The sequence below is a fragment of the Pusillimonas sp. genome (assembly GCF_044464525.1).
Lineage (GTDB): Bacteria > Pseudomonadota > Gammaproteobacteria > Burkholderiales > Burkholderiaceae_B > Pusillimonas.
This window is the reverse complement of the sequence record NZ_JBIQLE010000034.1, coordinates 19521-32847: the sequence shown is the minus strand read 5'-3', so window position 1 is coordinate 32847 and position 13327 is coordinate 19521. Positions and strand designations below refer to the sequence as shown.

Below are 13327 nucleotides of genomic sequence, written 5' to 3'. Positions count from 1 at the left end.
GGCAAAAGATTACTTGGCAAACAGGAGGCGTCCATATATGAGTTCTGCCGCCGCCCGATCCAGTCAGAAAAATTTGGGTAGTCCGGCCAACGGCCGGACCGCATGATGCGGACTGCGCCGTGCTCCCCGCCCATCAGCCGGCTAAAGAATCCAAAAAACATACGCCTAGATCAGGCGCTCGCCCCTTGCTCTGCCTCGTCGCGCAATACCCGCCGCAGCAGCTTGCCCGTATTGCTTTTGGGCAGCTCGCTACGAAACTCGATCTCTTGCGGCCGCTTGTAGCCTGTAAGATGCCGGGCGCACCACTCGCGCAGCTCGGACTCGGTCAGGGCCGGGTCTTTCTTGACCACGAACAGCTTGACCATCTCGCCGCTATGTTCGCTGGGCATACCGACCACCACACACTCCAGCACGCCCGGATGCTGCATGACCACCTGCTCGATCTCATTGGGATAGACATTGAAACCCGACACCAGGATCATGTCCTTCTTGCGATCAATGATGCGCACGCGGCCCTGCGGGCTCATGATGCCGATATCGCCCGTCTTGAAGTAGCCATCCGCCGAAAAAGACGCCTCGGTCTCGTCCGGCAGCTTCCAATAGCCCTTCATTACTTGCGGACCGCGTATCGACACCTCGCCCGCCTCGCCCAACGGCACCTCCCGCTCGTCACTATCCAGCATGACCACCTCGGTAGACGGCAGCGGCAAGCCTATGTCGCCCGAATATTCCGTAGCGTTGGTGGGGTTCACGATGGCCACCGGCGACGTTTCCGAAAGCCCATAGCCTTCGATCAGGGGCAGGCCCGTCGCCTTGTGCCATCGTTCAGCCACGGCCTGCTGCACCGCCGCCCCGCCCCCGAAGCACAGGCGTAGCGCCGAAAAGTCCAGCTTGCTGAACTCGGGGCGATTCAACAGCCCATTGAACAGCGTGTTGACCGCAGGGAAAATCGATACGGGATCGCGCCGCCACGCCTTCAAGATGGTGTCGAGCTTGCGTGGGTCGGCAATAAGCACGCTGCACATGCCCGCATGCATTGCGAAGAGCCCGCAGACCGTGAACGCGAAGATGTGATACAGCGGCAACGCAGTGAGAATCACCATGCCCGCTCCGCAGTTCTCGCCAAGAACGGGGCGAGCCACCGCCTGAACCTGCAAGACATTGGCCACCAGATTACCGTGCGTCAGCATGGCGCCTTTCGGTCGCCCCGTGGTGCCGCCGGTGTATTGCAGCACAGCCACGTCGTCCAACCCCAGTGTGGGCGCCGTGAACGGCGCCGAAGCGCCCTTACGCAACACCGTCTTCAAGGCAACCGCCTCTTGCAGGTTATGCGTGGGCGTCATTTTCTTGATGTAGCGGGCCGCAAAATTCAAGGCCAGGCCTTTCAGCCCCAGCAAGTCTCCCACCGAAACCAGCACCACCTTGCCAGGACGAACCTGCGAATCAACCTTGGCCAACGTGGCCGCGAAGCTCTCGAAGATGAAGATCATGTCGACCTCGGCATCTTCGAGCTGGTGGCTCAATTCGGGGGCGGTATACATGGGATTGACGTTGACCAGCACCATTCCCGCGCGCAACACCCCCACCAGTATGGGAAGATACGCCATCACATTGGGCATCATCAGAGCCACATGACTGCCGGCGGGCAACCCCTGGGCCTGAACCCACGCCGCCACAGTGTCGGCATGGCGATCAAGCTGCGCAAAGCTCATGTCACTGCCCATGAAGGTGGCGACGCGGCGTTGCGCATGCTTTTTACATGCTCGCCCGATCAGCTCGGGCAGAGACTGATAGCCCTCGGTGCTTATCTGGGCGGGCACGCCCTCGGGGTAGTGCTGTATCCAGGGTTTGTCCATTGCTTCTCGCTCTTCCGTTTGTAACCAGTTGGTGGCATGAATAACGCGGCATTGATGATACGACGCGATCAAGGTACAGTTTATCGTCAAGCATTACAGGACTCTGTTTCATGAAATTAGTCGAACCCATCGTCGGTTGGCAAGCCGAAATGGCCAACATCCGTCGCGACATCCACGCCCACCCCGAACTTGCCTTCGAAGAGGTCCGCACTGCCGACCTTGTCGCCGGCCTGCTCGAGTCTTGGGGCATCCCCACCCACAAAGGGCTAGGCATCACCGGGGTTGTCGGTACCATACACGGCTCGACACAGAACGGACGAGCCATAGGCCTGCGAGCCGACATGGACGCCCTGCCCATGCAAGAGGCCAACACCTTCGACCACGCAAGCAAGCACCCCGGCGTCATGCATGCCTGCGGCCACGACGGACACACGGCCATGCTCTTGGCTGCGGCCCGCTACCTGGCACAACATCGCGATTTCGCCGGAACGGTCCACGTCATCTTCCAGCCGGCTGAAGAAGGCTTCGGCGGCGCCAAAAAAATGATTGACGACGGCCTGTTCCAGAAGTTTCCCATGGAAGCGGTGTTTGGCATGCATAATTGGCCGGGCATCGACGCAGGCGCATTCGCCGTCCACAACGGGCCGGTCATGGCGTCCAGCAATACCTTCGAGATCACTATCCGCGGCAAAGGCGCCCATGCCGCCATGCCGAATCTTGGGCACGATCCCGTCATGGCCGCCGTGCAACTTGCCCAGACCTTCCAGACCATCATCACCCGCGAAGTCGACCCGCTCGACCCTGTCGTACTCAGCATCACCCAGATTCACAGCGGATCGGCAGACAACGTCATCCCCGACGACGCCGTCATGCGTGGCACTGTGCGCACCTTTACCGACGAGGCCATCGACCTCATCGAGCGGCGCATGCACGAAGTCGCAACGCTTACCTGCCAGGCGATGAACTGCTCCGTCGAATTCGTATTCGATCGCCGCTACCCACCCACCATCAATCACGCCGATGAAGCTGCCTTCTGCGTGCAGGTGTTGAAAGACATCGTTGGCGCTGACAGAATTCAACAAAACAAAGCCCCCTCCATGGGGGCCGAAGACTTCGCCTTCATGCTTAAAGAGAAACCCGGCTGCTACGTATGGATAGGCAACGGCCACGGAGATCATCGCAGCGGCGGCCATGGCCTGGGCCCCTGCATGCTGCATAACAGCAGCTACGATTTCAACGACGAGGTCCTGCCCCTCGGGGCAAGCTACTGGGTCGAGCTCGCCCGCCGCCGATTGTCCCAACCCTCCGGCGTCGACTAACCTCCCTTTCCGCCACAGTCCACCGCCAACCGATCGGCCCGCTTCCGTTACAATAGCGGGCCACCTCGGTGCCGATGGCTTGTTGTCTCGTCAGGGGCCTGCGCCCGGCGAACTAAGCCTCCCGACCCAGATTCATCAAAAAGGTTGCCTATGTCGGATACGCCAGTCAGGCCCCAAAACGGTCCTATCACCATCCCGCGCCGACTTGACCCCGAGGATGCCCAGCTTGCACTGCAACGCTTGCAGGCCATCCTGAAGCGGCAAGAGGTCGTCGAGGCGTTGGCGCGCCGCCAATTCGAAACAGACGAACGATCCAATCTGCTCGAAGGCATGCTGCATCGCCAGCACGAAGGCGAAATCCAGGCGATCGTCAACGATCTGCATCCTTCCGACATCGCCTTTATTCTCGAGTCACTGCCCGAGAACGAACGCCAGGCCGTCTGGCAGCTCGTCGACTCTCAACACGATGCCGACGTCCTGCTCGAGGTGGACGACTGGGCCCGCGAATCGCTCATCAAGTCCATGGACATGGAAGACCTGGTGGCCGCCACCGGCACCATGGACGCGGACGAGCTCGCTGACCTGGTGCCCGACCTGCCGCCTGATGTCGTTGCCGAAGTCCAGAAAGGGCTCACCGACGCCGAGCGAGCGCAGCTTATCGAAGCCATGGGCTACCCCGAAGACACCGTGGGCGCCATCATGGATTTCGAGATGGTGCGCGTGCGCGAAGACGTATCACTCGAAGTGGTCTTGCGTTATCTGCGTCGTCTGCACGAATTGCCCGACCACACTGACCAAATCTTCGTTGTCGACCGCCAAGATCGGCTGCGCGGCACCTTGGCCTTGTCCCGGCTGCTGGTCAGCGAACCCGAAATCGACGTGTCCCAGGTGATGGACACCGACTATCTCACCTTGAACCCCCTCGATTCCGACGCCGACGCAGCCGGCGCCTTCGAGCGCTACGACCTTGTCTCGGCGCCGGTTATCGACGACCAGGGCCGCCTGATCGGCCGGGTCACCATCGCCGAGGTCGTCGACGTCATCCAGGAAGACTCTCAGGAACAAGCCCTGTCGCGCGCCGGTCTGCAAGAAGAAGACATCTTCGCCCCAACCGTCAACGCCATTCGCAACCGTGCTCCCTGGCTGCTGGTCAACCTGTTCACCGCCTCCACCGCAGCCTTCATTGCCTCGCGCTTCGAGGGCACGGTCAGCCACATCGTCGTGCTGGCCTTCCTCATGTCCATCGTGGCAGGCATAGGCGGAAACTCCGGCAACCAGACCATGACCATGATCATCCGCGCCATCGCCGTGGGCAGGGTCAACAGCTCCAACATCTGGCAACTGATCAAGCGCGAACTGATGATCACCTTGCTCGTGGGCATCTGCGGCAGCATCGTGGCGGCGATATTCGCCTGGTACATTTCCGGCTCCTGGTCCATCGCCTTGGTGATGATGGCCGCCATGATCAGCAACATGCTGATCGGCGCCACCGTCGGCGTCCTTATCCCCCTCATCCGCGACCGCGTCGGCAAAGACCCCGCCATGGGTTCGTCGGTGCTGCTCACCTTCTTCACCGACTCGCTGGGGTTCTTCATCTTCCTCGGACTGGCTACGGTATTTTTGTTGTAGCCGTCGCTCTGCCTTCGCGCTCCCTACGCCGGCGCCTGGCTTTCGCGCCAACGCCGGAATTTGGCACTCCCCGCATCACAGGAACTACATCGAAGCTGGGAAACGGCCTGTCCGCCTCACGCCGACTAAAGCACATAAATGCACACGCCCATCATCAACTGTTCAGTCACAAGGGCTCCTGTGAGAAGCACTGTCAGCACAAAAGCAAAAGGCCAACCTAGGGGAGGTCGGCCTTTTGACAAAGCAAGAAAATATACACAAGAAACCTAGCTCAGCTTCCCATGGCAATGCTTGTACTTCTTCCCACTACCGCAAGGGCAGGGGTCGTTGCGTCCCACCTTTGGCACCGCAGCATCCGGAACCGCCTGACGCCCCGTGGCCGCCTCGGCGATGCCCGGATCTTCGCCGCTTAACGCCGCATCGTAATCCGAATGATGATATTTGACGTTCTCAAGCTGCGAAGTTTCGGGCTCGGTCACCTCAACCTGCTCCGCCGATTGGATTCGTACCGTTAGAAGCACCTTCACGACATCGTCGCGCACCCTATCAAGCATCGCCGAAAACAGCTCGAACGCCTCGCGTTTATATTCCTGCTTGGGATCTTTCTGAGCATAACCGCGCAGATGAATACCCTGGCGCAAGTGATCCAGCGCCGACAAATGAGCGCGCCAGCTTGTATCAATGGCTTGCAACAAGACCGAACGCTCAAACGGCGCCCAGTTGTCGCGTCCCACCAATTCGACCTTTTCTTCGTAGATACGACGCGCCTCGGCCAGCACCCGCTCAAGAAGCTCATCGTCAGTAATGTTGGGCTCTTCCTCCATGTACCGGCTTAGCGGCACTTCGACATGCCAATCCGATTCAAGCGTAGCCTCAAGCGCCGCAAGCTCCCACTGCTCTTCCATGCTTTCTTCAGGAACATGCAGACGGAACAACTCGGTGACCGCAGCCTCGCAAAGGTGGCGGATGGATCCGGACACGTCGGATGACTCGAGCACTTCGTTGCGCTGCGCATACAGCACCTTGCGCTGATCGTTGGCCACGTCATCGTATTCGAGCAGCTGTTTGCGAATATCAAAGTTGCGCGCCTCGACCTTGCGCTGCGCCGATTCGATAGAGCGCGAAACCATACGCGCCTCGATGGGCTCGCCTTCAGGCAGGCGCAGGCGTTCCATGATCGAACGCACACGATCGCCCGCGAAAATACGCATCAAAGAATCGTCAAGAGACAGATAAAAACGGGACGAGCCCGGATCACCCTGCCGGCCCGCACGGCCCCGCAATTGATTATCGATACGGCGCGATTCGTGGCGCTCGGTGCCGATGATGCGCAAGCCGCCCGCAGCCTTGACCGCTTCGTTCGCAGGCGCCCATTCGGACTTTACCGTTGCGATGCGGGCTTCCTTTTCCTCGTCGGACAACGACTCGTCCGCGCGTATCAGATCAACCTGCTTCTCGATGCTTCCACCCAGCACAATATCGGTGCCTCGGCCCGCCATATTGGTGGCGATCGTGATGTGGCCCGGCTTGCCGGCTTCAGCCACGATCTCGGCCTCGCGCGCGTGCTGCTTGGCGTTGAGCACCTCGTGCGGCAGGCCCGCCTTGGTCAGCAGGCCCGAAAGCAATTCGGAGTTCTCAATGCTGGTCGTGCCCACCAGCACCGGCTGGCCGCGCTCGTGGCAGTCTTTGATGTCGGCATGGATGGCGTTGAATTTCTCGGCGTCCGTCTTGAACACCTGGTCATTCTGGTCGATACGCTGCATCGGGCGGTTGGTGGGGATGATCACCGTCTCGAGACCGTAGATTGACTGGAACTCGAAGGCCTCGGTGTCGGCCGTTCCGGTCATGCCCGCCAGCTTGTCGTACATGCGGAAATAATTCTGGAACGTGATCGACGCAAGAGTCTGGTTCTCGTGCTGGATGCGAACGCCCTCTTTGGCTTCGACAGCCTGGTGCAGCCCATCGGACCAGCGACGGCCTGCCATCAGCCGGCCGGTGAACTCGTCAACAATCACGACCTCGTCGTTTTGCACCACATACTGCTGGTCGCGGAAAAACAGATTGTGCGCGCGAAGCGCCACCATCAGATGGTGTATGAGGGAAATATGGCGCGGATCATACAGCGACTCGCCCTCGGGAAGCAGGCCCTGGCTGGATAGAACCTCTTCGGCCCGGATCATGCCCGCCTCGGAAAGATGCACCTGCTGCGCTTTCTCGTCTACCCAGAAATCGCCTTCGGGTTCGGGCTCGTGTGGCTTGGGCTCGGCCGCCATGCGGGTAAGAAGCGGCGGAACCACGTTCATGCGCACGTACAGCTCGGTGTTGTCCTCGGCCTGACCCGAAATGATAAGCGGCGTACGCGCCTCATCGATCAGGATCGAATCGACCTCGTCGACAATCGCGTAAGCCAGCGGACGCTGCCGGCGGTCTTCTGCGCGGTACTCCATGTTGTCGCGCAAATAGTCGAAGCCGTACTCATTGTTTGTGCCGTAGGTGATGTCGGCCGCATAGGCCGCCGCTTTCTCTTCGTTGGGCTGCTGTGGAACCACCACCCCCACTGACAAATTCAAGAAGTTATACAGCCGACCCATCCATTCAGCGTCCCGGCGCGCCAGATAGTCGTTGACGGTTACAACGTGGACGCCTCGGCCTGACAGGGCATTCAGATAGACGCTGAGCGTGGCCATCAGGGTCTTGCCCTCGCCCGTGCGCATTTCGGCGATCTGCCCGTTATGCAAGGCAATGCCGCCAAGCAGCTGCACGTCAAAATGGCGCATCCCGAACACCCGCTTGCTGGCTTCGCGCACGACGGCGAAAGCTTCCACCAGCATGGCATCCAACGAATCGCCCGACTGGAAACGCTGGCGGAATTCTTCCGTCTTTGCTTTGAGCTCGTCGTCGGAAAGAGAGGCAAGCTTAGGCTCCAGCGCATTGATCTGCACCACCTGCTTGCGATACTTCTTGAGTATCCGGTCGTTACGGCTGCCGATGAACTTTTTTAGCAAAGAAACCATTATCGTGTCGTTGTTGCGAGCCAGATGAAACACAGACCGGAAACGGCCTTGATCCTGCTAGCAAACGCATGCCTCTGAGGTTGGCGGGATAGTCCGCAGAAAACGAAACAGTTTAACGCACCTTTGAAGCAACGGCGCTCAGATGGTCTCCGGCGTCAGTCAACAAAGTGGGTGTTGCTTCGGGCTTTTCCAGAAATAGCACGGGATCGAGAGGATGGCCTGCCATTCGAACTTCGAAATGCAGGTGGGGGCCTGTGGAATGCCCCGTCGAGCCCACTGCGGCGATCTCCTGGCCACGCTCGACAATGTCACCGGCCTTTACCTTGAGCTTGGAGGCGTGGGCATAGCGGGTATTCAGATCGTTGCCATGGTTGATTTCGACCATCTTGCCATAACCTGACTTATAGCCCGCGAATGTAACCACCCCGCCCGAGGCCGCGTAAATCGGTGTCCCCTTGGGAGCGGCGAAATCCAGCCCCTCGTGCATGACGTGCCTGCCCGATATGGGATGGCGGCGCCAACCGAAAGAGGAACTGAGGTAGGGATAATTTACCGGCATCAGGCTGGGCAAGCTGGCCTCAACCCCGGCGCGGCGCGTAAGCGCAAGATCCATCATGCGATACCAGTCTTTCTGCCGCAACACCTCTGCCCGCAGCGAATCGACCTGCCGAGCAAGCGTCGATCCGGTATCGAAGGACATCTTATGCTTCAATGGGCCCAGTTCAGCATCTCCGATGTAATCCATGATGGGTGGGGCCGCCTGATCGAGCCCGGCCTGGATTTCCGGATCTGTATAGGGAATGCCCGAAACCTCGGCCACGCGGCGGCTTAGGCCGTCTATTTCAATGATTTTCGCCTGAAGGTCGCCCAGCTTGGCAGCCAATGCTTCAAACTGCCCCTGAGTATCTTGATCTTGACTATGACCGATAACTAGGGGGGTATGCAAATCAAGGGGTTTATCCGCCGCGTGCGCCGAAGCATCAATAGAAGAATAAACCCATGCACCTGCGCCTGCCGACACGCCCAAGATCAAGAACGCCAATAACGCGGCGACCGGCGCCCTGATCCCTTTGGAGTTAGAATCGGAAGACCACCCTTTCGTCAGTACTACTCTCACAATAAATCCTTACAAATCCATGACTCGCGCTTCGGGACCTTCGCGCCGTACCGCCGGCCACATTGCCGACACCGCCATTGAATGGCTGGGCAGCGACCGTCATGGCGCAGATGTCCTCACGACGGCACGCACCTTGCTGACGCTCGAACAAGCTGTACAGGCGATTCTGCCCCAGGGGCTTGGCGAAGCTTGCAGGGTCGCTCGCCTGGAGAATCAGCGGATGACGCTGGCCGTGCCAAGCGCCGCCTATGCTGCGCGGCTGCGTCAACTCGCCCCCCGCACGGTGGCGCAACTTGCGCATGGCGGATGGAACCTTACCGAAATCCAGGTCAAGGTACAAGCAAGCCTGTTACAAAACCGGATGAAAAAGCCTCTACCAAAGCAGACCATCCCGTTGGACACGCAGGCAGTCGATGCGTTCCGCGGCTTGCATGAAAACTTACGCCCAGGGCCGCTGGCGGACGCAGTGGCGAGGCTGGTTGCCCGACACGGGCAACCCTGAAGACACAGCCAGGCAGGCTTTATGCCAGCCATAAAATCAACGGATAATTTTAACAGCCTTGAGTTGACCGGCCCTTAAGCGAATTTCCATTCGTTGACGAAAGCCCTGGCCGGTGTTTCCGTGGCTTCGTAGGTGACAAGCTCCCAGGCATCTTCCTGGGCCAACAAGGCGCGCGCAAGCTGGTTATTCAGCCCATGGCCGGACTTGCACGCAACGTACCGGGCAACCAGAGGCTTGCCAATAAGATAAAGATCGCCGATGGCATCGAGTATCTTATGCTTGACGAACTCGTCTTCGTAGCGAAGACCATCTGCGTTCAACACTCGGTATTCGTCCATGACAATGGCGTTATCCAGGCTGCCGCCACGGGCCAGGCCGGCGGCGCGCAGCGCTTCAACTTCGCTGACAAACCCAAAGGTGCGGGCACGCGCCACCGTTTTGACGTAAGAGTCTTTGGCAAAATCGACTTCGGCGAAATTGGCCGTGGAATCGATGGCGGGATGGCGGAAGTCGATAGCGAACGACAAAGCGAAGCCGTCATAGGGCTCGAGCCGGGCCCACTTGAGGTTGTCACCCTCGCCCTCGCGCACCTCGACGGTTTTAAGCACCTTGAGAAACTGCTTGGGTGCAGCCTGCTCTTGCAAGCCCGCCGAGCGCAGCAGATAAACGAAGGTGCCGGCGCTGCCATCCATGATGGGAACTTCTTCGGCGGTCAAGTCGACATGCAGGTTATCAATGCCCAAACCCGCCAGGGCAGACATCAAATGTTCCACGGTCGAGACGCGTACATCGCCTTTTTGCAGGACGGACGCCATGCGTGTGTCTCCGACCCCCACAGCCTGGGCGGGAAAATCGACGATCTCGGGAAGATCAACGCGGTGAAACACAATACCTGTATTGGGTTCGGCCGGCCGCAGCGTGATCTCGACACGCCGTCCGGAATGAAGGCCCACGCCTTTGGTGCTGATGGCTTTTTGTATTGTGCGTTGACGAAGCATAAATTAGACCAGGAACTATGTACTGCCAGTGGCATCGCGCCGTAAACACATTACGCGCAACCCATTAGCAATACGTGTAAACACTATATTGTAACCGCGATTCCCCCGGCGGCCACTAATATTTTTGCATTGCATCAATAGCCCATGGCTATTGGTGGCAAGATGCTCATTGATGCTGAAATCAGAAAATGCGGGCGCACCGCCGCAATCTGCCGGGGAGAAAGCAGAATGCCGCGGCGACGCCCGCCCACAAACGTTAAAAACGCTTGCACTACCGATATGTGAGAGTCATTTTTGCTTTATTTGTTCCCTATGACCCTCAGTCAGCCTGCTTGCGCAAGAATGCCGGGATATCGAAATGATCCATTCCGGCTGTTTCAAGGGCACGCACCTGGGCCGAAGCCTGGCCACGCGGGTTGCGGATCACCGCAGGCACGTCGGCGTTCGCAAAATCTGCGCCATGTGCCATGGGCATGTCGTCGGTGCCTGTTCGCAATGCTTCGCTGCGGTTGGACACGAGCTGCGGACGCGAGGCAGCGGCGCCGCCAAGGCCTGTAGCCACCACCGTCACCCGCAGGTTCTCGCCCATCGATTCGTCGTAGGCCGTGCCGTAGATGACAGTGGCGTCTTCGGCGGCATAGCTGCGGATCGTATCCATGATTTCGCGGGTTTCACGCATCTTCAAGGTACGGCTGGCGGTGATATTGACCAACATGCCGCGCGCACCGTGCAAGTCGACGCCTTCGAGCAGCGGGCAAGCGATGGCCTGTTCGGCGGCCACGCGTGCGCGATCGGAACCCGAAGCGATCGAGGTGCCCATCATGGCCTGGCCCTGCTCGCCCATGATGGTCTTGACGTCCTCGAAGTCGACGTTGACATTGCCTTCGACGTTGATGATCTCGGCGATGCCGGCGCATGCGTTGTGTAAGACATCATCAGCCGCCTTGAAGCAGTCTTCCTGCGTCGCGTCGTCGTCCATCAAGTCGTACAGGTTTTCGTTGAGCACGACGATTAGCGAGTGCACGTGCTTGGACAGCTCGGCAATGCCTTCCTCGGCCATCCTCAGCCGCTTGTTGCCTTCGAACATGAAAGGCTTCGTGACCACACCGACGGTCAGGATGCCAAGCTCCTTTGCCACTTCAGCGACGACGGGGCCCGCACCGGTACCCGTACCGCCACCCATGCCCGCGGTAATGAAAACCATGTTTGCACCATTGAGAGCGGCGCGGATTTCTTCGCGTGCGGTCTCGGCTGCGGCGCGTCCCTGCTCGGGCTTGGCGCCCGCCCCCAAGCCTGTTCGGCCCAGACGGATCTGGATCGGCGCGTCGCTGGCCGCTAAAGCCTGCGAATCGGTGTTGGCGCAAATGAAGTCCACCCCGTTGATACCGGAACGGATCATATGCGCCACGGCGTTACCGCCGGCGCCTCCGACACCGACCACCTTGATGACCGTGCCGCTGGCATTGTTGTCGAGCATTTCAAATTTCATCATGATTGACTCCCTCACGTTTCCAAAAAAGCAAAATAAAAAACTCCCCAAAACCACCTTATTTCGGAATCGTCTCAAACAGAATGCCAGCCAGACGGCTCGCACCAAGCTTGAAGCGCCTCCCGAGGACAGACCGCCTCGTGTCCGCCCCTCAAGGGCTTATCCCGCCCTTAATTCATGAACCACTCCTTCATGCGTGCAAACAGCGTCTTGACACTGCCCGTTTGCTGCGCCACCTTGCGGCCGCGCGTACGCTGCAGACGGGCCTCGGACAACAGGCCCATGACGGTTGAAAACCTCGGATTGCGCATTACATCGGCCAGGCTGCCCTCGTAGCTGGGCACGGCGACGCGCACCGGCTTCAGAAACACGTCTTCGGCCAGTTCGACGATGCCGGGCATCAGCGAGGTTCCGCCGGTCAGCACCACACCGGACGAAAGCAGGTCTTCGTATCCTGATTCCCGTACGATCTGCTGCACAAAGGTGAAAAGCTCTTCGATGCGCGGTTCGATTACGGCGCCCAGGGCCTGCCGCTTGACCTGTCGATTGGGCCGGTCGCCCAATCCGGGCACCTCGATATATTCCTCGGCGGTGGCCAGCACCTGCTTGGCAACGCCATAGCGCAACTTGATTTCCTCGGCATCGGGGGTAGGTGTGCGCAGCATGGCGGCAATGTCACTGGTGACCTGGTCGCCGGCGATCGGCACGACCGCCGTATGGCGAATGGCACCGCCGGTGTAGATGGCCACGTCGGTCGTGCCGCCGCCGATGTCGACCAGCACCACGCCCAGTTCCTTTTCGTCGGAGGTCAGGCACGACATGCTTGACGCGAGCGGCTGCAGGATAAGGTCTTGCACCTCGAGCCCGCAGCGCCGAACGCACTTGACGATGTTTTGCGCGGCGCTTACCGCGCCCGTCACAATATGCACCCTCACCTCGAGGCGCAGGCCGCTCATGCCTATCGGCTCGCGGATGTCCTCTTGAGAGTCGACGATGAACTCCTGCGTCAGCACGTGCAGCACCTGCTGATCGGTGGGAATGTTCACTGCCTTGGCGGTCTCGATGACGCGGGCCACGTCTGTCGGCGTGACTTCCTTATCCTTGACCGCAACCATGCCGCTAGAGTTGAAGCTGGTGATATGACTGCCCGCGATGCCGGTGTAGACCTCGCGTATTTTGCAGTCGGCCATCAGCTCGGCCTCCTCGAGCGCGCGCTGGATCGAGTTGACGGTCGATTCAATATTGACCACCACGCCCTTGCGCATGCCCTGGGACTCATGCTGCCCCAGTCCTATTACTTCGAAGCGTCCCTCCGGCAGGATCTCCGCCACAACGGCCACCACTTTGCTGGTGCCGATATCGAGTGCAACGATCAGGTCCTTGATGTCACGGGTCATAGCTTT

Annotated in this window: 9 protein-coding genes; 3 read left to right on the top strand and 6 right to left on the bottom strand. The window is 59.5% G+C overall.

The features are described 5' to 3' along the window. Window positions 1–170: 170 nt before the first annotated feature. On the bottom strand, window positions 171–1856 hold the full coding sequence (locus ACIY1O_RS15110; protein WP_397475927.1) for an AMP-binding protein: 1686 nt from the start codon (window positions 1854–1856) through the stop codon (window positions 171–173). 110 nt (window positions 1857–1966) lie between these two features. Between ACIY1O_RS15110 and ACIY1O_RS15105 the strand changes: the two genes are divergently transcribed. Then, window positions 1967–3175, top strand: a complete 1209-nt coding sequence (locus tag ACIY1O_RS15105) for a M20 aminoacylase family protein (protein WP_397475926.1) — start codon at window positions 1967–1969, stop codon at window positions 3173–3175. A 150-nt stretch (window positions 3176–3325) separates the two neighbouring features. Next, window positions 3326–4804 carry a magnesium transporter gene (gene mgtE, locus ACIY1O_RS15100; protein ID WP_397475925.1) on the top strand — a complete coding sequence of 493 codons (1479 nt, stop codon included), beginning with the start codon at window positions 3326–3328 and terminating at the stop codon, window positions 4802–4804. Between the two features lie 266 nt (window positions 4805–5070). On the opposite strand, the gene secA is transcribed toward mgtE, so the two are convergent. Together secA and ACIY1O_RS15090 are read right to left on the bottom strand one after the other, a co-directional pair. Further along, window positions 5071–7818, bottom strand: a complete 2748-nt coding sequence (secA, locus tag ACIY1O_RS15095; protein WP_397475924.1) for a preprotein translocase subunit SecA — start codon at window positions 7816–7818, stop codon at window positions 5071–5073. Between the two features lie 112 nt (window positions 7819–7930). Further along, window positions 7931–8935, bottom strand: coding sequence for a M23 family metallopeptidase (locus tag ACIY1O_RS15090; protein ID WP_397475923.1), 1005 nt, complete (start codon window positions 8933–8935; stop codon window positions 7931–7933). A gap of 19 nt (window positions 8936–8954) precedes the next feature. Between ACIY1O_RS15090 and ACIY1O_RS15085 the strand changes: the two genes are divergently transcribed. Next, window positions 8955–9437, top strand: a complete 483-nt coding sequence (locus tag ACIY1O_RS15085; RefSeq protein ID WP_397475922.1) for a DciA family protein — start codon at window positions 8955–8957, stop codon at window positions 9435–9437. 74 nt (window positions 9438–9511) lie between these two features. Here the strand turns inward: ACIY1O_RS15085 and lpxC are convergent, their stop codons facing one another. The 3 genes from lpxC to ftsA all read right to left on the bottom strand — a co-directional run bounded on the left by lpxC (window position 9512) and on the right by ftsA (window position 13321). Beyond that, on the bottom strand, window positions 9512–10435 hold the full coding sequence (gene lpxC / locus ACIY1O_RS15080; RefSeq protein ID WP_397475921.1) for a UDP-3-O-acyl-N-acetylglucosamine deacetylase: 924 nt from the start codon (window positions 10433–10435) through the stop codon (window positions 9512–9514). Between the two features lie 319 nt (window positions 10436–10754). Further along, the gene (gene ftsZ, locus ACIY1O_RS15075) at window positions 10755–11927 is read right to left on the bottom strand and encodes a cell division protein FtsZ (protein ID WP_397475920.1); all 1173 of its coding nucleotides are present in this window, start codon (window positions 11925–11927) and stop codon (window positions 10755–10757) included. Between the two features lie 167 nt (window positions 11928–12094). Then, entirely contained in the window at window positions 12095–13321 is a 1227-nt protein-coding gene (gene ftsA, locus ACIY1O_RS15070) for a cell division protein FtsA (protein ID WP_397475919.1), read from the bottom strand. Between the last annotated feature and the right edge of the window lie 6 nt (window positions 13322–13327).

Bases quoted from the DNA above. Each gene is read 5' to 3' on its own strand.
- mgtE (WP_397475925.1), top strand. From the start codon at position 3,326: ATGTCGGATACGCCAGTCAGGCCCCAAAACGGTCCTATCACCATCCCG.
- ftsA (WP_397475919.1), bottom strand. From the start codon at position 13,321: ATGACCCGTGACATCAAGGACCTGATCGTTGCACTCGATATCGGCACC.
- secA (WP_397475924.1), bottom strand. From the start codon at position 7,818: ATGGTTTCTTTGCTAAAAAAGTTCATCGGCAGCCGTAACGACCGGATA.
- ACIY1O_RS15085 (WP_397475922.1), top strand. From the start codon at position 8,955: ATGACTCGCGCTTCGGGACCTTCGCGCCGTACCGCCGGCCACATTGCC.
- lpxC (WP_397475921.1), bottom strand. From the start codon at position 10,435: ATGCTTCGTCAACGCACAATACAAAAAGCCATCAGCACCAAAGGCGTG.
- ACIY1O_RS15110 (WP_397475927.1), bottom strand. From the start codon at position 1,856: ATGGACAAACCCTGGATACAGCACTACCCCGAGGGCGTGCCCGCCCAG.
- ftsZ (WP_397475920.1), bottom strand. From the start codon at position 11,927: ATGATGAAATTTGAAATGCTCGACAACAATGCCAGCGGCACGGTCATC.
- ACIY1O_RS15105 (WP_397475926.1), top strand. From the start codon at position 1,967: ATGAAATTAGTCGAACCCATCGTCGGTTGGCAAGCCGAAATGGCCAAC.